This is a genomic window from Streptomyces sp. NPDC059917 (assembly GCF_042730635.1).
In the GTDB taxonomy this organism is placed as follows: domain Bacteria; phylum Actinomycetota; class Actinomycetes; order Streptomycetales; family Streptomycetaceae; genus Streptomyces.
Window position 1 is genome coordinate 69,000 of the sequence record NZ_JBHWLC010000004.1, and the last position, 18,082, is coordinate 87,081.

The window sequence follows — 18,082 nt, forward strand, 5'->3', positions numbered from 1 at the left end:
ACCCGGACGGTGCGGGTCGCGCTGGGGTATCTTGCGCCGCGCATATGCCGGGACGGGTGTGCGGGCGGCCGCGTCAGTGGTTCTCCGCACCGCCCCGCAGCAGGCCCTCGCCGAAGTCGATCATCTTCTCGGCGTAGTCCTCGGACCACTGCGCGGACTCGCCGATGGCCGCCGGCGAGAGCCGGTCGAACCGGCGCGGGTCCGCCAGCTGGGCGGCCGCCATGGCCTGGAACTCGACCGCCCGGTCCTGCGCCGCCCGGAAGGCGAGCGCGAGTTCGGTGGCGCGGGCCAGCAGCTCGCGCGGGTCCTCGATGGATTCGAGATCGAAGAAGTGCTCCGGATCCGTGGCCGCGTCCGAGGGCTCGAAGAGCAGCGGGGCGGGCCGCAGCCTCCGCTCGGTGCGCTCGGGCTCTGCCATGCGTGTCCTCCTGCTTCGTGGACGAATTCCTTCCGGGCCACCGTCCATTGTCCAGCGCCGCGCAAGCCCGCCCCAAGGGGCCCCGCGACGCTGGAACGCGCGTACGACCCCTCCCGCGTGTCGTGCGCCGTGGTCACGGCTTCCAGGCGACCCGGTGCTCCGAGAGGTGCGCCAGGACCGAGTGGTTGGCCTCCCACCCGTCCGGGAACTTCATGGTCACGCCGAGCTGGACCGGTTCCGTCGAGGGGTGGTCGTCCAGGAGGCGCGCTATGCCCGCGCGGGCCACCACCACGCAGGCGTGCCGGTGCCGGGAGGCCAGGACGCACAGCCGGCCCGTCTCCAGGTGGAAGGCCGTCGCGTCCGGGCGGCCCGACAGGGGGTGCAGGACCACCGTGAGGTCGTACTCGCGCCCCTGGAGCCGGTTGGCGGTGTCCACCGTCACCCCGGTGACCCCCAGCCCGGCCAGGGCGGCGCGGATCGCCGCGGCCTGGTCGCGGTGGGCCGTGCCGACCGCGATCCGGTCCGCGGTCAGCGGCGCCGGACCCGGGCCGCGCTCGTCCGAGGTCACCGCGCCCCGGTCCAGCGCCCGCCTGACCACCAGGGCCACCGCCCCCACCGCCTCCGGGTCGGTGCGCGGGGTGTGCCGGGCCGGCAGCTCCAGCAGGCCCCACCCGGACTCGGCGGCCTCGTCGAGGACCCGGTCGGGCCCCGACCCGTCCGAGGGCACGCCGTACGAGAGCCGCCGCTCGCCGTGGTCCGTACCGCTGCGGAAGCGGGCGTACGGGTAGAACGCGCGGGAGACCAGCGGCGCGGCCGACGCCGGGAGCCGCCAGGACACCGGCAGCCGGTGCTGCGGCAGCTGCGGGTTGTGCGCGAGCAGGGTGGAGACCGCCGAGGCGGACGGGTCGTAGGACAGGCCCGCCCACTGCTCGGCGCCGACCACGCTGAAGGGGTCGAGCTGGCCCGGATCGCCCACGAACAGCGCCCGTTCGAACAGGCCGGCCACGGCCAGCAACGCGTCGGAGCGCATCTGGTACGCCTCGTCCACGATCGCGTGCTCCCACGGCTCCACGTTCTGGGTGTGGGCCCACTTCGCCGCCGTCGAGATGACGACCGGCAGCTCGGCCAGGTCGTTCGCCTTCGCCGAGAGCGTCACCGACGGCAGTTCCAGCAGCGCCTTGTCGTAGGCGTCGCCGTCACTGCTGTGCAGCCGCCCCACCCGCAGCTGCGGGTCCTTCTCCGCGAGCCGCACCACCAGGTCGTCCACCTGCGCGTTGGTCTGCGCCACGATCATCATCCGGCGCCCCGCCGCGGCGAGCTCCCGGGCCGCCCGCACCACCAGGGTGGACTTCCCGGCCCCGGGCGGGGAATCGACGACCACGCCCCGCTCGGCGCCGTGCAGGGTGTCGTGCAGGATCGCCTCGGTGGCCCGCGCGGCGGCGGCGCCCGGGTCGGAATCCGACGCGGGCGCGGACAGGATGGTGGTCACAGGATGTCCTCGTCGGTCACGGCGTCGGGCTGCGGCGCCGTGGCGGAGCCCGCGGAGCCGGGCGGTCCGCCGTGCGTCCACGGCGTGTTCTCCGGGTCGGGCAGCTTCGGCCCGCCCCGCGCGTCGTGCTCGAAGAGCGTCCAGCACACCCGGTCGCCCTTGCCCGGCACCGAGCCGGCGTCCGGCTCCTTGCCGCGGCCCATCTTGTCCAGCAGGCGCAGCACCAGCAGCCCGTCCTCCTTGGGCCCGGCGTAGCCCACGAACTCGGCCGACTGCGGGCGCCCGTCCAGCGCCCGGTACACCTTCGCCCGGCCGCCGTCCTCGGGCAGCTGCGGCCGGTCCTCCGTCGCCACCGTCACCAGCGGGCGGGGACTGGGCCGCTTGGACTGCGTCCACTCCATGACCACCTCGGTGACCTCGCCGGCGAAGGCCTCGCCCGCCAGCCGCCGCCCCGCCATCACCAGCGGGTCGTCCAGCGCCTCCTGGGCGTCCACCCGGACCTGCTCGGTCTCGCGGGTGGCCAACTTCTGCGCCGCCGTCACCGCGTCGTCGCGGCGGGGCTGCGGAGGCTCGCCCGCCCGGACCCGGTCCCGGTGGCCGGTGAAGGACCAGCGGTCCCGGGTCCAGCGCTGTTCGACGTACGCGCCCTCGGGCAGCCCGTGCAGCAGGTCCAGGGAGCGCCACACCGCGTCCCAGGTCGGCCGCAGCTGGGACTCGACCAGCCGGTGCACCTCGCGGCCGGCCCGCTCCACCGCGTCCTCGACGCGCGGATCGGCGCCGCGGGCCGCGTCGAAGCGGGTCATGGCGGGGGCCAGCAGCCGGTTGTCGAAGGCCGGGTCGGTGGCGGGCCCCGCCGGGGGGACGAGCAGCTGACCGTCCCGGTCCCGGCCCAGCTCCGCGCGCAGCGCGGCCGCCGCCCCGGATTCCCCCGCAGGCGGGTCCATCCAGGCCAGCAGCGCTCCCAGGTGCTGGTCCTCCAGGTTGCTCTGGCCGCTCGCCCAGTGCCGGGCCAGCAGCTCCGTCGCGGACAGCAGCATCGAGGAGCCCGGCACCCGGGAGCGCTCCGCGAGATGCGTGAACCAGCGGCCGAGCAGCGGCACCAGCGGCGGCGCGGGGTAGGGGGCGTCCGGATCCTCCTCGGCCGTCCGCCGGAACCGCATCGAACGCCCCAGCAGCCGGACGTACTCGATGCCCGCCCGGCTCGGCACGATCAGCTGCGGCGCGTCCGCGCACAGCTCGGCGGCCACCTTGACCTTCTTGCCGCTCTCCGGATCCGTCTCGGTCCGCTCGGCCGCCTCGACCGCCTCCGCGTACCCGTCGAGGTACGGCACCACCTCGTCCGCCAGCGCGGCGAGGAACCGCCAGCGCAGGTCCCGGTCGCGCGGCTGCGTCACGACGAGCAGCCGCGGCCGCTCCCGGTCGGTGCCCACCAGCGCGCCCAGCGGGGCCCCCGCCTCGCCCGCCGTGGTCAGCGGGACGAACACCAGCGGGCGGGCCCCCAGGTGCCGGTGGCGGACGGTGGCCAGGGGCTGCGCGCGCCCCGCGCGGACGGCCTGGAGCCGGGCCAGTGTGCTCAGCAGGGGCATGCGACGGCCTCCGGAAGCGGGTCCGAGCGGACGGCGGAGAATTCCAGGGCCTCGGCGCGCAGCCGGGCGGCCCGGTACAGCGCCTCGGCGGTCGGATCGCCGGGCGCGCCCGCTCCGGCGGCGGCCGCCAGCGCCGCCCCGACCGTGGTCAGCGCGCCCAGCTCGCCCCGGATGGAGCGGCCGAGCGCGCCCGCCGCGTCGGCCGCGCGGGACCGCTCGCGGCAGTGGAAGGCCAGCTCGCAGGAGGCCAGGCACTCGGGGGCGTAGGCGGCGTCGACCGCCTCCACCGCCTCGGTCAGCTCCTCGGCGGGCCGGGCCGGGTCGAAGCTCAGCCCCTCGGGCAGCTCCGCGGCCAGCTCCTCGACCCGGGTGAGGCGGGCCAGCTGGCGGGCCGTCACCGAGCGCTGCTTGCGGATGTCGAGGACCGCCGCGGTGGGCAGGTTGGAGAAGTCCTTGGGGCAGACCAGCAGGGCCGAGTGCGCGACGGTGGCGCCCGTCAGCACGGCGGCGATCCGCTCCAGGGCCAGCACGTAGACCGCGGACTGGCGGGCCGCGGCGCCGGCCTTCGCCGCGTCCGCCGTCCCGTCGATCATCGGGAAGGACTTGATCTCGACGACGGTCCAGCGTCCGTCGGGATGCACCACGACGGCGTCGGGCTCCAGGTAGGCGGGGGAGCCGGCGACCTCCAGCGCGAGCATCGGATGGTCCAGCAGGGTCCAGGCGGCCGCCGCCGTCGCCTCGCGCAGCGCCAGCGCGGTCCGCGCGGCGCGGCCCTCGGGACCGGCCGCGCCCAGATCGGGGACGAGGGCGCCCCGGGTCGGCGCTTCGGCCCCGGCGCCCAGGTGCGCGTGCACCAGGCGCAGCAGCTCGGCGCCGCCGTCGCCCTTGACCTTGGCCTCGAAGGAGTTGCCGCGGATCATCGCGAACTGGGACTGCCCGAAGGCGGCCGGCGAGCCGAGCGCCGAGGCCAGCGCGGTCTTGTCCACCCCGGCGCCGTCCAACAGGGCCCGTCTGCCGCAGCCGGGGTTGGCGGCGAGGGCCGCCAGCGCCCGGGCGTCGAGCGGGCGTGGCGGCACGGCGGGGCCGCGCAGGTCAGCGAGCCGTTGCCGGAGCGTCGTCGGCTGCGGGGGGCCGCTGGGCGGGAAGGAGCTCACCCGCGGAAGTCTCCCATCCGCCACTGACAATCGTGGACTTACGGCGGAAACCGGCTCCCGACGCGGTGGCGGCCGGGCCGGGGCCGCCAGGAGTGGCGGGAGCGACGGGAGTGGCGGCGTCGGCGGACCGGCGGGCGGCGAGCCGCTCCACGCCCAGCGCGATCAGGAAACCGACGCCCATGACGCCCGCTCCGGCGACGGCGTCGAGGAAGTAGTGGTTGGCGGTGCCCATCACGACGAGGGTGGTCAGCAGCGGGTACGCCGCGCCCAGCACCCGCAGCAGCGGGTGGCGCCCGTGGCGCCACAGCAGCACCCCGCACCACAGCGCCCAGCCGACGTGCAGGCTCGGCATCGCCGCGTACTGGTTGGTGAAGGAGCCGAGCCCGCGCGGCGCGCTGGCCTCGGCGCCCCACCAGCCGTACGCGCTGTACTGGGCCATGGTGTCGGTGAACCCGTGGGCGAGGTGGAGCAGCCGCGGCGGGCAGGTGGGCATCAGGGCGAAGCCGACGAGCCCGAGCAGGGTGGAGGAGACCAGCCAGGTCCGGGCGGTGCGGTAGCGCTCGGGGCGCCGGTGGTAGAGCCAGATCAGCACGGCCGGGGTGACCAGGTAGTGCAGCGAGGCGTAGACGAAGTCGGCGGGTATGCCGAGCCACGCGTGGGCGCTGAAGAGCCGGTTGAGGGGGCTCTCGAAGTCGATCGACAGGCCGCGCTCGAAGCGCAGGATCGCGAGGCCGTGGTCGACGGCGAGCTGCACGTCGCCCCGGGCCAGGAGCCGGCCGCCCGAATAGGCGCCGTACACGAGGCCCAGGAGCAGCAGTTCGGCCCACCATCGAGTGGGCCGTCGCCAATTAGTCATACGGTGTAAGACGCGGATGAGCGCCGGGAGGTTGCCTGGTGTTCGTGTGATGGATGATTGGCCGAAGACAGACCATATGATCCACGGCATACACGCGAAAACGCCGGTGAAGCCGACAACACCGGTGAACCCTCACGGACCGGGAGAAAACAACATGGCCCCCCGCATCCTGCTGGCCCGTCACGGACAGACCGCCTGGTCCTTGTCCGGCAAGCACACGGGACGTACGGACGTCCCGCTGCTGGAAGAGGGGAAGCGGGGCGCGAAGCTGCTCGGCGAGCGCCTGGTCCGCGACCCCTGGGCGGGCCTGCCGGGGATCGAGGTCCGCACCAGCCCGCTGATCCGCGCGAGCGAGAGCTGCGACCTCGCGGGCTTCGGGCTCCAGGCGACGCCCTGGGACACCCTCATGGAATGGGACTACGGCGACTACGAGGGCATGACCCCGGCCGAGATCCACGCGGTCCAGCCCGGTTGGCTCATCTGGCGCGACGGGGCGCGCGGCGGCGAGACGACCGCCGACGTCTCCGCGCGGGCGGACGAGGTGGTCACCTGGGCCCGCTCGTCCGAACGCGACGTGTTGATCTTCGCCCACGGCCACATCCTGCGCGCCCTCGCCGCCCGCTGGCTCGGCATGGACATCTCCTTCGGCGCCCGGATCAAACTGGACCCGACCTCGCTGTCCGTCCTCGGCTGGTCCTACGGAGCCCCGGCGCTGGAGCGCTGGAACGACACCGGGCACCTGGACACGTAGTCCCGCGGGGCCCGCCCCCCGCTCCCGGTCAGGTCGAGGCGTGCCGGGTCAGGAAGGCGCCGACCCGCGGCGAGCGCTGGTGCGGGACCAGCGCGCGGGCCGTGCCGGACAGCATCGACTCGACCCGGGTCGACTGCACCTCGGCCAGCAGGTCCAGGACCCGGTGGCCCGCCCAGGCCGCTTCGTCCGGGGCGCCCGCGCGGGCCAGGTCGTCGGCCAGCTCCGAGGTGTAGAGGGCGACGTTGCGGGCGAAGTGCGGGTCCTGGAGGTCGGCGGCCCGCCGCGCGTGCCGGGCGGCGCGGGAGTACTCGCCCAGCGCCGCCCAGCAGCGGGCCTCCAGGAACTCCAGCTCGGCCTCGCCGAAGAAGGACATCCACTCGGGGTCGGCCGCGGCCGGGCCGCGCGAGAAGTGGGTGTGGGCGCGGGTCAGCGCGTCCTCGCAGGACCTGCGGTCCGCCATCCCGGCCCAGCCGCCGGCCTCGCGCAGGGCCAGCAGGGACAGCAGCCGGGCGGAGCCGAGGTTGCGGGCCGCCCTGGCGCCGGCCTGGGCCGCCCGGACCGATTCGCGGGGCCGCCCGCAGTCCCCGGCGAGGAACGCCGCGTTGCTGAAGGCGTGCGCCTCCAGGGCCGCGTCGCCGGAGACCCGGGCGGTGGCGAGGGCCTCCGCGTAGTGCGAGCGGGCGTCCTCGAAGCGGCCCGAGTCGTGGGCCAGCCAGCCCACCGAGATGGCCAGCTCGCCCGCGCCCGCGTGCAGCCGGTCCTCGGTGGACTGGCGGGTGGCCCCGGCGTCCAGCAGCGCGTAGGCGGTGCGCAGCGGTTCGGCGGCCTTGCGGTAGAGGGCGTCCGCGCCGTGCCGGTCGTCCAGCAGGCGGATCTGGCGTACGGCGTCCTCGACCGCGGCGGCCTCGGACTCGCCGGCCCGCGCGGGGACCCGGCGGCCCGCGCCGAGGAGGGTGAGGTTGAGCGTCGCGGCCGCCGCGACGGTCGCGGAGCCACCCGCCATGAATGCGCGACGCAGCACGTCGCTCTCCTTGGAGGAATGCGTGAAGCCTGGGAACAGGGACAGGGGTGGTGAGGGCGTCCGGGGCGAGGGGACCCGGTGCGCGGACCGGCCGCGCACCGCCTCGCGGGGGGAGAAGCCGAGATCGGTGAGCGTGTGCCCGGGAAACATGTGCAGGAACACGCGCTCATAGGCGTAGTTGGGACAGCGGATCTCCCCCGACTCGACCCGGCCGATGTAGCGGGCGTCGCAGGAAACCGTTTCTCCGATCTCTTTCGCCGCCCGGCGCACCATGCCCGCGAACTCGGCGGGCGAACGCTGCCCCCGGAGTCGTCGGAACGATGAGTTGGGTGAGTGGGGGGACGCCGCCATGGACGTGGCCTCTCTGGCGAGGAACGCTGCCGGCGATCTGGGGCCCGGCGCGCACGAACGTACCGCCAGGGAGGGGCGACCCACACGGTGTTTGCCTACAAAACGGATATCTCACCCGCGATCCGCCATGAACTGCCATCCTTTGCGGCGTCCTGTCGCCGCACCCGTTGACGACTCCGTGCGTTGAACCATGCGGACCGGGAGGAGACTCCCGGCCGGCACGCGCATCGAGGAGGGGTTCCCTTGTTGGAGGGCGGCATGGACACCAGTGGCACGAACACCGCGACCGGGCCGGGCACGGCTCCGACCGGAACCCCGGCGGGCGCCCCGGCCCCGGACCTGGTGACCGTGCCCGCACGACAGGGGCTGGAGGCGGTGGACATCATCCGCCGCGCCGCCGCCCGGGACAGCGGCGTGGGCCCGGTCCTGCACGACGGCTCCGGCGACACCCTCGGCTTCCTGGTGCCGCCCGGCACCGCCGACGGCTGGGACATGCCGGGCAGCGCCTGTACGCAGACCAACGGGCGCGGGATCCGGCTCTTCGACGAGTCCCCCACGGCGGGCGGCACCGGCTGGCTGCTGCCCCCGGACAGCACCGGTCCGGTCACCGATCCGGAGGTGCTGCGCGCCGCCCTCGGCGAGGCGGCCCGGCTGATCGAGGCCGCCGACAACTGTCGCTGAGACCGCGTGACGGGCTCGTGAGCTGGGACGACGCCATAATGGCGGCATGGCAAAGGGTAGGCAGCGCGGCGAACGGGGCGGCAGCGGGAGCGGGAGTGCGGGCGGCGGCGCACGAGCGGCGGCCGCCGGGCCCCTCGTCGGACCGGTCGACGGCGGCACGGCGGAGCTGGCGCCGGACCGCGAGCGCGCCCGTGCCTGGACCCTGCTGATCGACGGCGCCCCGCAGTCCCACGTGGACCTGGACGACCCGCGGTACCTGGACTTCTCCTACCAGCGCCGGATCGGGCACCTCATCGACCTGGTCGCGCCCGCCCGCCAGCCCCTCAACGTGCTGCACCTGGGCGGCGGAGCCTTCACCCTGGCCCGCTACACCGCGGCCACCCGGCCCCGCTCCACTCAGCAGGTCGTGGAGATCGACGCGGGCCTGGTGGCCTTCGTACGGGCGCACCTCCCGCTGGACCCGCAGGCGCGGGTCCGGGTCCGGACCACCGACGCGCGGGCCGGGCTCGGCAAGCTCCCGGACGGCTGGGCGGACCTGGTGATCGCCGACGTGTTCAGCGGCGCGCGCACCCCCGCGCACCTGACCAGCACCGAGTTCCTGGACGAGGTGCGCCGGGTGCTGGGGCCCACGGGGTGGTACGTCGCCAACCTCGCGGACGGTCCGCCGCTCGCGCACCTGCGGGGGCAGATCGCCACCGCCGCCTCCCGGTTCGGGCAGCTGGCGATGGCCGCGGACCCGGTGGTCTGGCGGGGCAAGCGCTTCGGCAACGCGGTGCTCGTGGCCGCCGACCGGGAGCTCCCGGTGGCCGAGTTCACCCGGCGGGTGGCGAGCGACCCGCATCCGGGGCGGGTCGAGCACGGACGCGAACTGGCCGCCTTCGCGGGCGGGGCCGCGCCGGTGGCCGACGCGGCCGCGGTGGCCTCGCCGGTGCCGCCGGCGTCCGTCTTCCGCTGACCGCGCGCTGCCGGGCGGTCGGCGCCGGTCAGCCGTCGACGACCTCGACCAGCGGCGGGTGGCCGTTCCAGGTGCAGAAGACGGACACCGCCCGGTTGTCCCGGGTGAAGTTCACCCGGATCCACTGCGACTGCTTCCACACCTGCATCCGCCACCCCGCGTCCGGGGTCGCGGAGACCAACTGGCCCGCGGCGCCACCGAGGTCGAAGACGACCCGGCCGCCCGTGACCGCGTAGCTGCGCACGCTCCCGCCGTCCTCGTCCGCGGGCCGGCCGTACGACTGCCCGGGCGGCGGCGAGGACGTCCGGGCGCTCGGTGACGGGGCCGCGGTGGACGCGGACGCGCTCGGCGACGGAGCGGGGGAGGACGGGGCGGCGGACGCGGGGGCGGGCGTACGGGCGTCCCCGGTCGAGGAGGAGCGCGGCAGCGCGGTCAGCGGCACGGCGCGCGGAGGATCGTAGGCCGTACCGGACATGACGGTGTGCACGCCCCACCACGAGAGCGTCACCGCTGCTCCGGTCGCCAGCGTCCAGGCCAGTGCGTGGACAAGTCCTCGATGCATCAGGGGCCATACTGCACCACCCGATCGAGTGGCGGCCCGAGGGCTCCGGGGGTCCCCCGAATGGCGTACGGTGCCGCTCATGGCAAGTGTGCTCGTGGTCGAGGACGACCAGTTCGTACGTTCCGCCCTCATCCGGCACCTGACCGAGGCCTCCCACACCGTGCGGAGCGTCGGCACCGCCCTGGAGGCCCTGCGCGAGGTCGCGCACCACCGCTTCGACGTGGTCATCCTGGACCTCGGGCTGCCCGACCTGGACGGTTCGGAGGCGCTCAAGATGCTGCGCGGGATCACCGACGTACCGGTGATCATCGCGACCGCGCGCGACGACGAGGCGGAGATCGTCCGGCTGCTCAACGACGGGGCCGACGACTACCTCATCAAGCCCTTCTCCGTGGAGCACCTCTCCGCCCGGATGGCCGCCGTCCTGCGCCGCTCCCGCGCCGCCACCGGCGCCGAACCGCCCTCGCGGGTGCTGCGGGTGGGCGGGCTCGCCATCGACCCGCTGCGCCGCCAGGCCGAGCTGGACGGGGCCGTACTGGACCTGACCCGGCGCGAGTTCGACCTGCTGACCTTCCTGGCCGGGCGGCCCGGGGTGGTCGTGGCCCGGCGGGAGCTGCTGGCCGAGGTGTGGCAGCAGTCCTACGGCGACGACCAGACGATCGACGTCCACCTGTCCTGGCTGCGCCGCAAGCTCGGCGAGACGGCGGCCAGCCCGCGCTACCTGCACACGCTGCGGGGTGTGGGCGTCAAACTGGAGCCGCCCCTGTGAGCCCCGCCGACCGCGTGCGCCCCGACCGCGTGCGCGCCGACCGCGCCGGTGGTGCGCGATGAGGTGGGCGCTGGTCAAGGTGTGCCTCGCGGTCACCACCATGGTCGTCGCGGCCTTCGCCGTCCCGCTCGGGCTGGTCGTCCGGGAGATGGCCAGCGACCGGGCCTTCTCCAACGCCGAACGGCAGGCCGCCACCATCGGCCCCACCCTCTCCATCACCACCGACCCGCTCCAGCTGCGCAAGGCCGTCGAGTCCACGCAGATGGGCGCGGCCCGCCGGATGGCCGTGCACGTCCCGGCCGTCGCCGGCGCCGCCGCGGTGGACATCGGCGGGTCCGCGGACGGCAGGGACAGCGGCGCGGGCTGGGCGGGAGCGCGGGCGGTCGCCGAGACCCGCGGCTACGGGCGCGGGATGACGGCCTCGGTGGCGGGCGGCGGTTCGGCGCTGCTCCAGCCCACCGCCCTCGGGTCCGGCGACATCGCGGTGATCGAGATCTACGTGCCCGAGAGCGAGGTCAGCAACGGGGTCACCACCGCCTGGCTGGTCCTCGCGGGCGTCGGACTCGCCCTGATCGTGGGCTCGGTGGCGGTCGCCGACCGGCTCGGCGCGCGCCTGGTGCGCCCGGCCGAACGCCTCGCGGACGCCGCGCACCGGCTCGGCGAGGGGAAGCTGGGCGCCCGGGTGCCCGAGGAGGGGCCGAAGGAACTCCGCTCGGCCGCCGTCGCGTTCAACTCCATGGCGGACCAGGTCGTGGAACTCCTCGCCAGCGAGCGGGAGCTGGCCGCCGACCTCTCGCACCGGCTGCGCACGCCGCTGACGGTGCTGCGGCTCAACGCGGCCTCGCTCGGGGACGGTCCGGCGGCCGAGCAGACCCGGGCCGCCGTCGAACAGCTGGAGCGCGAGGTGGACACCATCATCCGGACCGCGCGCGAGCAGCGGCCGACCGCCGCGCAGGGCTTCTCCGGCGGCGGGTGCGACGCCTCGGAGGTGATCCGGGAGCGGATGGACTTCTGGTCGGCGCTGGCCGAGGACGAGGGCCGCGAGGTGCGGCTGGCGGGCGTGGACCGGGTGGTGCGGATCCCCGTGGCCCGGCCGGAGCTGGCGGCCGCGCTGGACGCGATGCTCGGCAACGTCTTCCGGCACACCCCCGAGGGCACCCCCTTCGCGGTGGACGTGCACGACGCGACGGACGCGGTGATCGTGCTGGTCTCGGACGCGGGGCCGGGGATCACCGACCCCGACGCGGCGCTGCGGCGCGGGAACGACGGGGGCCGGGACGGGTCCACGGGCCTGGGCCTGGACATCGTGCGCCGGGTCGCGGAATCGACCGGCGGGGACGTCCGGCTGGGGCGCTCGGTGCTCGGCGGGACCGAGGTGCGGGTGTGGATCGCGCTGGACGGGCGGACCCGCGGCGGGTCGGCCGGGGCGCGCGGGCGCCGGGGCGGTCGGCGCAAGCGGAGCAGGTGAGGTCGGGGCCGCCGGGGCGGGCACCGGCACGGGGGCGGTGCAAGTGACGTAACCGCAGGCGGGCGGGGGCGCGCCTCGTGGGGGGCGCGGCGTGCGATCGGTACGGTCCGGCGCATGGACACCCTAATCTTCGGCGGCCTCCTCGCCACGATGATCGCGATGTGCCGGGACTCGTCCCGGACGGTCGTGCTCGCGGCCTGGTGGGTCATGCTGCTCGCCGTGATCCTGCTGATGGCGCACCACATCACCAGCAGCCTCGCCCTGACCCTGAGCTACTGACCGTGGCCGCGATGCGCAGCATCATGCCCGAGGCCCCGCTGGAGGGCGGGCTGCTGGGGCGGGTCCAGTACTGGTTCGCCTGCGTCTTCGCCATCGGCTGGACGGGGGTCGTCTGCGGGGGCCTCTTCTTCCAGTTCGGGCTCTGGGAGTACCCGTGCCCGCTCTGCATCGTGCAGCGGATGTTCATGCTGCTGGCCGCGATGGGGGCCGCGTACATCATCCGGACGGGCATCAGCACGGGGGCGGTGACCGGGCGGGACTACATGATGGGCTGGGGGCTGGCCCTGGTCGCGGCGATCGCCGGTTCCTTCGCCTCCTGGCGGCAGACGATGCTGCACATCCTGCCGGGGGACGCGGGGTTCGGGAGCGAGGTCCTCGGCCTGCACCTGTACGTCTGGGCGTGGGTGCTCTTCCAGGCCTCGGTGGTCGCGATCGGGGTCGTCCTCGCCTTCGCCCACGCGACGGCGGACCGGGCGGTGCCGGAGGACGGGCCGTACCGGGCGGTGGGGTTGTTCGCGCTGTGGTTCCTCGGCGCGGTGATCGCGGTGAACGTGGTGGCCGTCTTCTTCGAGGAGGGGTTCCACTGGTTCCTCCCCGACGACCCGACGAAGTACCGGCTGCCCTACGACATCGGGATCCTCGACTGACGGACGGGGCGGGGTATCCGGAGGAGGCCGTATCTGTTGGTGCGGCGTCCCGGCGAACCCTTACGGTACGGGGCGTTGAGATCAACTCAGGCTCCACGAAGGGAAGTCCGCACATGCGCTACGCAGTCCTCGGTACCGGGGTCGTCGGCCGGACGCTCGCGGGGAAGCTCGTCTCCGTCGGCCACGACGTGGTGATCGGCACCCGGGACCCGGCCGCCACGCTCGCCCAGGTGAGCGACGACCCCGCGGCCCCGTCCTACGCCGACTGGCAGGCGGCCCACCCCGAGGTGGGGCTGGCCGCCTTCGCGCGGGCCGCGGAAGGGGCCGACGTGCTCGTCAACGCGACCGGCGGCCGGGCCAGCCTGCTGGCACTGGCCACGGTGGACCCCGCCCACCTGGAGGGGAAGGTGCTGATCGACATCGCCAACCCGCTCGACTTCTCCCGCGGGTTCCCGCCCGGCCTCGACCCGGTCGACAGCGACAGCCTCGGCGAGCAGATCCAGCGCGCCCACCCGGGGCTGCGCGTGGTCAAGACCCTCAACACCATGCAGTGCGCGGTGATGGTCGATCCCGGCCGGGTCGCCGGTGAGCACCACGTCTTCGTCTCCGGGGACGACGCGGAGGCGAAGAAGGAGGTGCGGGAGCTGCTGTACTCCTTCGGCTGGCCGCAGCCGGCCGTCCTCGACCTCGGCGGGATCGAGACCGCGCGGGGCACCGAGATGCTGCTGCCGATCTGGCTGCGGCTGATGGGCTCCCTGGGGCACGCCGAATTCAACTTCCACATCCAGGGCGCGGGCGCCGCGGGCGGCGGCCACTGACGGGTGCGGATGTGTTGCCGGGGCGGGTGCGCGCGCCGAGTGTGGGCGTGACGGAAGGAGTCACGCATGAGAGTCATGCTCCGCGCCCATTTCGACACGGCCGCCGCCAACGAGGGCATCAAGAGCGGCGCCCTGCCCGCGGCCGTGGGCAGGATGATGGACACCCTGAATCCGGAGGCCGCCTACTTCGGGCTGTCCGAGGGGGTGCGGACCTGTTGGCTCGTCTTCGACATGCAGGACAGCTCGCAGCTGCCGCCCGTGGGCGAGGACCTCTTCATGCAGTTCAACGCGGAGGTCGAGATCTCGCCGGTGATGAACCGCGACGACCTGGCCAAGGGGTTGGAGGCGTTGAAGGCGACGAGTGGCTGACGGCCGTCAGCCGGTCGGCGCGTCGGACGGTGCGTCGCTCGGCGCGTCGGCCGCGCCCGAGGCCAGGCGGTGGGCCTGGGCGCGGCCGACCTCGGCGGCGCGGTGCAGGTAGTCCGCGATGACGTGGAGCTCCGCGTCCGAATAGCTCGCCAGTACGTCACCGAAGGCGCGGCCCGGGGTCTCCCAGGCCGCGCCGATGCGTGCGCGGGCCTCGGGGGCGAGGGCGACGAGGGAGCGGCGGCGGTCGTGCGGATCGGCCTGCCGCTCGACGATGCCCGCCTTGACCATGCGGTCCACCAGGCGGGTGGCCGAACCCGAGGTCAGACCGGTGAGGCGGGCGATGTCGCCGGTGCTGACGGGGCCGGGCTCGATGTCGAGGAGCGCGATGCACTGCAGGTCGGTGGGGTGCAGGCCGACGTGGTCGGCCATGGCCTGGCTGAAGAGGGAGTAGTCGGCGTAGTGGCGCTGGCTCTCGCTGACGACGCGCGCGAGCAGCTCGGCGCGGCTCCAGGCCGGGGAATCACCCGAAGGAAGTGAATCGGTTGACATCGGCATCTCCGTGCTCCAAATTTATCTGTGTGACGCAGAGGTTGTGTCGCACAGAATCTGCGCCACGTTTTCATCTTAACCGCGAGCACCGCCGAGGCGCATCACCCCGCAGGAAAGGACCCACCGCCATGACCGTCCTCATCACCGGAGGCCGCGGAGCCGTCGCCCGAGGTCTCGCCGCCCTCCTCGCCGAGCGCGGCGCCGCCTTCCGACTCGCCTCCCGCGAGCCCACGGGTGCGGCCCCGGGGGCCGTGCACTGCGATCTGACCGACCCCGGGACCTTCCCGGCCGCCCTCGAAGGCGTCCGCTCGGTGTTCCTCTACGCCGCCGCCGAGCACATCGACGCCTTCGCCCGGGAAGCCGTCCGCGCCGGAGTGGAGCACGTCGTGCTGCTGTCCTCCTCCAGCGTCCTGGACCCCGGAGCCCGCGAGAACGCCCTGGCCGCGTCCCACCTCGCCGTGGAGGAGGCCCTGCTGGCCGCGCCGCTGCGCACCACGCTGCTGCGCCCCGGATCCTTCGCGAGCAATGCCCGCAGCTGGGCCCGGGACATCCGCTCCGGGGTGCCGGTGCGGCTGCCCCACCCCGGTTCGCACAGCGATCCCGTCCATGAGGCGGACCTCGCCGAGGCCGCCCTCGCCGTCCTCACCGAACCGGAGCTCGGTGGCCGCGCCCACACCCTGACGGGGCCGCGGTCGCTGACCTTCCTGGACCAGCTGGAGGTGCTCTCCGGTGCGCTGGGGCGGCCCGTGCCCCACGAGGAGGTCACCCCGCAGGCCTGGAAGGACTCGGTCGCCGCGTACCTCCCCGGGCCGTACGCCGATGCGCTCCTGGCCCACTGGGCCGCCGGGGTCGGGGTCCCCGCGCCGATATCCGGGTCCGTGGAGCTGCTCACCGGGCATCCGGCCCGTTCCTTCGCCGACTGGGTCGAGGACCACAGGGAGGAGTTCGCCGATCCCGCAAACGCGAAGGGCCCCGGTCCGCTCGCGCGTACCGGGGCCCTTCAACAGGGTGAGTGACGGGACTTGAACCCGCGGCCACCTGGACCACAACCAGGTGCTCTACCAACTGAGCTACACCCACCATGCCCGGCGGGAATCCCGACCGGCCGATTAAAAGGGTACAGGGTCCGAGAGGGTGCTCGCTCCCACCTTTTCGCCGGCCGGCGGGCACCCGCCCGCAGGTCCGCTATTCGGCGGGGACGACGTGCTTCGCGGCGATGGTGCGCGCGGTGTCCGAGTCCGGTCCGGGCTGCGGGACGAAGACCGCCTCGCGGTAGTAGCGCAGCTCGGCGATGGACTCCTTGATGTCCGCGAGCGCCCGGTGGTTGCCGCTCTTGGGCGGGCTGTTGAAGTAGGCCCGGGGGTACCAGCGGCGCGCCAGCTCCTTGATCGAGGACACGTCCACGATCCGGTAGTGCATGTAGGCCTCCAGCGTGGCCATGTCGCGCAGCAGGAAGCCCCGGTCGGTGCCGACCGAGTTCCCGCACAGCGGGGCCTTGCCCGGCTCCTTCACGTGCTCCCGTACGTAGGCCAGGACCTGGGCCTCGGCGTCCGCCAGGGTGGTCCCGGCCGCCAGTTCGTCGAGCAGGCCGGAGGAGGTGTGCATCTCGCGCACCACGTCGGGCATGGTCTCCAGGGCGGCGTCCGGCGGGCGGATCACGATGTCCACGCCTTCGCCGAGCACATTGAGCTCCGAGTCGGTGACCAGCGCGGCCACCTCGATAAGTGCGTCGTCCGCCAACGAGAGCCCGGTCATCTCGCAGTCGATCCACACCATGCGATCGTTCATGCGTCCCACCTTATGCGGAGCTTCCCCGTCTACGGGCCTCCCGGTGGGCGTGGGTGTGCGCGGGTGTGCGCGCCCCGCCGCAACGCGCAGGTCCCCCCGGCCCTGATCAAGGGTCGGAGGGACCTGCCGTTCGGCGCTGTACGCCCAGGCGGGGACTACGCGTGCTCGCGCAGCACCCGGCCGGGGGAGTACAGCTCGGTCACCGACGGTCCGGTGGCCGCCAGGGCGGCCGCGGCCCGCTGGGGCTGCGGCGTGCGCTGGTGCGGAACCGGCCCGTCGGACAGCTGCGACACCTGCGGCACGTCGACCTGCGGCCGGCGCGCCCGGTAGGCCGAGCGGTAGGCGGCGGGGGAGGACCCCAGCTGCCGCCGGAAGTGCCCGCGCAGCGCGACCGGCGAGCGGAAGCCGCAGCGCCCGGCGACCTCGTCGACCGAGTAGTCGGAGGTCTCCAGCAGCCGCTGCGCCTGGAGCACCCGCTGGGTGATCAGCCACTGCAGCGGCGCGCTGCCGGTCAGCGAACGGAACCGCCGGTCGAAGGTGCGCCTGCTCATGTAGGCGCGCGCCGCCAGCGTCTCCACGTCGAACTGCTCGTGGAGGTGTTCCAGCGCCCAGGCGACGACCTCGGCGAGCGGGTCGGCACCGATCTCCTCCGGCAGCGACCGGTCGAGATAGCGCTCCTGGCCCCCGGTGCGGCGCGGCGGCACGACGAGTCGGCGGGCCAGTGCCCCGGCCGCCTCACTGCCGTGGTCCGTGCGCACGATGTGGAGGCACAGGTCGATTCCGGCCGCGGTGCCCGCGGACGTCAGCACGTCGCCGTCGTCCACGAAGAGTTCGCGCGGATCGACATGGACGGACGGGTACCGCTTGGCCAGCGTCGGCGCGTACATCCAGTGCGTCGTCGCGGGTCGGCCGTCGAGCAGACCGGCGGCGGCGAGCACGAAGGCTCCCGTGCACAGCCCGACGATCCGGGCCCCCTCCTCGTGCGCCTGACGCAGTGCGTCGAGCGCCTCCGGCGGTGGCGGCGAAGTGATGGAGCGCCAGGCCGGGACGACGACCGTGCCTGCCCGGGCGATCGCCTCCAACCCGTACGGCGCGGTCAGTTCGAGCCCGCCGGTGGTCCGCAGCGGACCGTCCTCCCCGGCGCACACGAGCAGTCGATAGCGTGGAACTCCCGCGTCCTGCCGGTCAATGCCGAACACGGAGAGTGGAATGGAACTCTCGAAGATCGGACCGCCGCTGAAGAGCAGCACCGCAACAATTTCCCTGCGGCGGCGCCCTGCGAGCTTCCGGCCGGCGTCCGCGACGACGGCGGTGGAATCCTGGCTCATGGCGCTAAGCCCCCCTTGGGTGTCGCGACTCCTTGGTCTGGTCGCACCTGCACGTTTCCCCTCGGCCTTGCACGTGGATCCCCCGCCGTAAATACATGATCGAATCTACTGCGTCCCGTGGTGTCGGCGTGACAAGTTCAGCACGCAGCGCTATGTCGACTTGGCAACTTGGCGAAAAGCATTCGATCAGGAACCCTTCCACTCCGCCAGGCGGGTGGGAAGTGCGCCGTCCGCTGCTGGCCA

Annotated in this window: 20 protein-coding genes and 1 tRNA gene; 10 read left to right on the forward strand and 11 right to left on the reverse strand. The window is 74.2% G+C overall.

The genetic code is table 11. The features are described 5' to 3' along the window. Positions 1–73: 73 nt before the first annotated feature. The 5 genes from ACFWAR_RS03680 to ACFWAR_RS03700 form a co-directional block, all read right to left on the reverse strand. Positions 74–418, reverse strand: a complete 345-nt coding sequence (locus ACFWAR_RS03680; RefSeq protein WP_385772642.1) for a hypothetical protein — start codon at positions 416–418, stop codon at positions 74–76. A 133-nt stretch (positions 419–551) separates the two neighbouring features. Then, complete coding sequence (locus ACFWAR_RS03685) at positions 552–1,907, reverse strand: AAA domain-containing protein (RefSeq protein ID WP_385772643.1); 1,356 nt, start codon at positions 1,905–1,907, stop codon at positions 552–554. Beyond that, on the reverse strand, positions 1,904–3,493 hold the full coding sequence (locus ACFWAR_RS03690; RefSeq protein ID WP_385772645.1) for a hypothetical protein: 1,590 nt from the start codon (positions 3,491–3,493) through the stop codon (positions 1,904–1,906). The genes ACFWAR_RS03685 and ACFWAR_RS03690 overlap by 4 nt, the downstream gene beginning before the upstream one ends. After that, positions 3,481–4,647 carry a hypothetical protein gene (locus ACFWAR_RS03695; RefSeq protein WP_385772647.1) on the reverse strand — a complete coding sequence of 389 codons (1,167 nt, stop codon included), beginning with the start codon at positions 4,645–4,647 and terminating at the stop codon, positions 3,481–3,483. The genes ACFWAR_RS03690 and ACFWAR_RS03695 overlap by 13 nt, the downstream gene beginning before the upstream one ends. After that, complete coding sequence (locus tag ACFWAR_RS03700; RefSeq protein ID WP_385772648.1) at positions 4,586–5,503, reverse strand: phosphatase PAP2 family protein; 918 nt, start codon at positions 5,501–5,503, stop codon at positions 4,586–4,588. Before ACFWAR_RS03700 ends, ACFWAR_RS03695 begins: the two co-directional genes overlap by 62 nt. 154 nt (positions 5,504–5,657) lie before the next feature. Here ACFWAR_RS03700 and ACFWAR_RS03705 point away from each other — a divergent pair, with 154 nt between their 5' ends. Further along, positions 5,658–6,254: a histidine phosphatase family protein gene (locus ACFWAR_RS03705; protein ID WP_385772650.1), complete on the forward strand. Its 597-nt coding sequence runs from the start codon at positions 5,658–5,660 to the stop codon at positions 6,252–6,254. Positions 6,255–6,282: 28 nt separating this feature from the next. Here the strand turns inward: ACFWAR_RS03705 and ACFWAR_RS03710 are convergent, their stop codons facing one another. After that, on the reverse strand, positions 6,283–7,626 hold the full coding sequence (locus ACFWAR_RS03710) for a tetratricopeptide repeat protein (RefSeq protein WP_385772652.1): 1,344 nt from the start codon (positions 7,624–7,626) through the stop codon (positions 6,283–6,285). Positions 7,627–7,884: 258 nt separating this feature from the next. Here ACFWAR_RS03710 and ACFWAR_RS03715 point away from each other — a divergent pair, with 258 nt between their 5' ends. Beyond that, positions 7,885–8,307 (forward strand): hypothetical protein, encoded by a 423-nt coding sequence (locus tag ACFWAR_RS03715; RefSeq protein WP_385772654.1) that lies wholly within the window; start codon positions 7,885–7,887, stop codon positions 8,305–8,307. 46 nt (positions 8,308–8,353) lie between these two features. After that, a complete protein-coding gene (locus tag ACFWAR_RS03720; protein WP_385772656.1) occupies positions 8,354–9,262 on the forward strand; it encodes a spermidine synthase in 909 nt (302 codons plus the stop codon). A 28-nt stretch (positions 9,263–9,290) separates the two neighbouring features. Here the strand turns inward: ACFWAR_RS03720 and ACFWAR_RS03725 are convergent, their stop codons facing one another. Continuing rightward, entirely contained in the window at positions 9,291–9,824 is a 534-nt protein-coding gene (locus ACFWAR_RS03725; protein WP_385772658.1) for a hypothetical protein, read from the reverse strand. A 79-nt stretch (positions 9,825–9,903) separates the two neighbouring features. Here ACFWAR_RS03725 and ACFWAR_RS03730 point away from each other — a divergent pair, with 79 nt between their 5' ends. The 6 genes from ACFWAR_RS03730 (at position 9,904) to ACFWAR_RS03755 (ending at position 14,174) form a co-directional block, all read left to right on the forward strand. Beyond that, a complete protein-coding gene (locus ACFWAR_RS03730; RefSeq protein ID WP_385772660.1) occupies positions 9,904–10,593 on the forward strand; it encodes a response regulator transcription factor in 690 nt (229 codons plus the stop codon). Between the two features lie 58 nt (positions 10,594–10,651). Further along, positions 10,652–12,061 carry a sensor histidine kinase gene (locus tag ACFWAR_RS03735; RefSeq protein WP_385772662.1) on the forward strand — a complete coding sequence of 470 codons (1,410 nt, stop codon included), beginning with the start codon at positions 10,652–10,654 and terminating at the stop codon, positions 12,059–12,061. A 114-nt stretch (positions 12,062–12,175) separates the two neighbouring features. Then, a complete protein-coding gene (locus ACFWAR_RS03740; protein ID WP_385772664.1) occupies positions 12,176–12,340 on the forward strand; it encodes a DUF5993 family protein in 165 nt (54 codons plus the stop codon). 11 nt (positions 12,341–12,351) lie between these two features. After that, entirely contained in the window at positions 12,352–12,987 is a 636-nt protein-coding gene (locus ACFWAR_RS03745; protein ID WP_385772666.1) for a disulfide bond formation protein B, read from the forward strand. Positions 12,988–13,100: 113 nt separating this feature from the next. Further along, positions 13,101–13,805 (forward strand): NADPH-dependent F420 reductase, encoded by a 705-nt coding sequence (locus ACFWAR_RS03750; protein WP_385772668.1) that lies wholly within the window; start codon positions 13,101–13,103, stop codon positions 13,803–13,805. Positions 13,806–13,871: 66 nt separating this feature from the next. After that, a complete protein-coding gene (locus ACFWAR_RS03755; protein WP_385772670.1) occupies positions 13,872–14,174 on the forward strand; it encodes a hypothetical protein in 303 nt (100 codons plus the stop codon). Between the two features lie 6 nt (positions 14,175–14,180). On the opposite strand, the gene ACFWAR_RS03760 is transcribed toward ACFWAR_RS03755, so the two are convergent. Continuing rightward, a complete protein-coding gene (locus tag ACFWAR_RS03760) occupies positions 14,181–14,723 on the reverse strand; it encodes a MarR family winged helix-turn-helix transcriptional regulator (protein WP_385772672.1) in 543 nt (180 codons plus the stop codon). A gap of 128 nt (positions 14,724–14,851) precedes the next feature. Here ACFWAR_RS03760 and ACFWAR_RS03765 point away from each other — a divergent pair, with 128 nt between their 5' ends. Continuing rightward, the gene (locus tag ACFWAR_RS03765) at positions 14,852–15,739 is read left to right on the forward strand and encodes an NAD(P)H-binding protein (RefSeq protein WP_385772674.1); all 888 of its coding nucleotides are present in this window, start codon (positions 14,852–14,854) and stop codon (positions 15,737–15,739) included. Here ACFWAR_RS03765 and ACFWAR_RS03770 read toward each other — a convergent pair. From ACFWAR_RS03770 to ACFWAR_RS03780, 3 genes are all read right to left on the reverse strand, one after another. Then, positions 15,731–15,803, reverse strand: a tRNA-His gene (locus ACFWAR_RS03770). The genes ACFWAR_RS03765 and ACFWAR_RS03770 overlap by 9 nt on opposite strands. Before the next feature lie 105 nt (positions 15,804–15,908). Beyond that, on the reverse strand, positions 15,909–16,511 hold the full coding sequence (gene orn / locus ACFWAR_RS03775; protein ID WP_385772676.1) for an oligoribonuclease: 603 nt from the start codon (positions 16,509–16,511) through the stop codon (positions 15,909–15,911). Positions 16,512–16,666: 155 nt separating this feature from the next. Further along, a complete protein-coding gene (locus ACFWAR_RS03780) occupies positions 16,667–17,839 on the reverse strand; it encodes a helix-turn-helix domain-containing protein (protein WP_354382488.1) in 1,173 nt (390 codons plus the stop codon). Between the last annotated feature and the right edge of the window lie 243 nt (positions 17,840–18,082).

Bases quoted from the DNA above. Each gene is read 5' to 3' on its own strand.
- ACFWAR_RS03680 (WP_385772642.1), bottom strand. From the start codon at position 418: ATGGCAGAGCCCGAGCGCACCGAGCGGAGGCTGCGGCCCGCCCCGCTG.
- ACFWAR_RS03720 (WP_385772656.1), top strand. From the start codon at position 8,354: ATGGCAAAGGGTAGGCAGCGCGGCGAACGGGGCGGCAGCGGGAGCGGG.
- ACFWAR_RS03710 (WP_385772652.1), bottom strand. From the start codon at position 7,626: ATGGCGGCGTCCCCCCACTCACCCAACTCATCGTTCCGACGACTCCGG.
- ACFWAR_RS03780 (WP_354382488.1), bottom strand. From the start codon at position 17,839: ATGAGCCAGGATTCCACCGCCGTCGTCGCGGACGCCGGCCGGAAGCTC.
- ACFWAR_RS03765 (WP_385772674.1), top strand. From the start codon at position 14,852: ATGACCGTCCTCATCACCGGAGGCCGCGGAGCCGTCGCCCGAGGTCTC.
- orn (WP_385772676.1), bottom strand. From the start codon at position 16,511: ATGAACGATCGCATGGTGTGGATCGACTGCGAGATGACCGGGCTCTCG.
- ACFWAR_RS03750 (WP_385772668.1), top strand. From the start codon at position 13,101: ATGCGCTACGCAGTCCTCGGTACCGGGGTCGTCGGCCGGACGCTCGCG.
- ACFWAR_RS03715 (WP_385772654.1), top strand. From the start codon at position 7,885: ATGGACACCAGTGGCACGAACACCGCGACCGGGCCGGGCACGGCTCCG.
- ACFWAR_RS03760 (WP_385772672.1), bottom strand. From the start codon at position 14,723: ATGTCAACCGATTCACTTCCTTCGGGTGATTCCCCGGCCTGGAGCCGC.
- ACFWAR_RS03705 (WP_385772650.1), top strand. From the start codon at position 5,658: ATGGCCCCCCGCATCCTGCTGGCCCGTCACGGACAGACCGCCTGGTCC.
- ACFWAR_RS03700 (WP_385772648.1), bottom strand. From the start codon at position 5,503: ATGACTAATTGGCGACGGCCCACTCGATGGTGGGCCGAACTGCTGCTC.
- ACFWAR_RS03740 (WP_385772664.1), top strand. From the start codon at position 12,176: ATGGACACCCTAATCTTCGGCGGCCTCCTCGCCACGATGATCGCGATG.
- ACFWAR_RS03725 (WP_385772658.1), bottom strand. From the start codon at position 9,824: ATGCATCGAGGACTTGTCCACGCACTGGCCTGGACGCTGGCGACCGGA.
- ACFWAR_RS03745 (WP_385772666.1), top strand. From the start codon at position 12,352: ATGCGCAGCATCATGCCCGAGGCCCCGCTGGAGGGCGGGCTGCTGGGG.
- ACFWAR_RS03755 (WP_385772670.1), top strand. From the start codon at position 13,872: ATGAGAGTCATGCTCCGCGCCCATTTCGACACGGCCGCCGCCAACGAG.
- ACFWAR_RS03730 (WP_385772660.1), top strand. From the start codon at position 9,904: ATGGCAAGTGTGCTCGTGGTCGAGGACGACCAGTTCGTACGTTCCGCC.
- ACFWAR_RS03735 (WP_385772662.1), top strand. From the start codon at position 10,652: ATGAGGTGGGCGCTGGTCAAGGTGTGCCTCGCGGTCACCACCATGGTC.
- ACFWAR_RS03690 (WP_385772645.1), bottom strand. From the start codon at position 3,493: ATGCCCCTGCTGAGCACACTGGCCCGGCTCCAGGCCGTCCGCGCGGGG.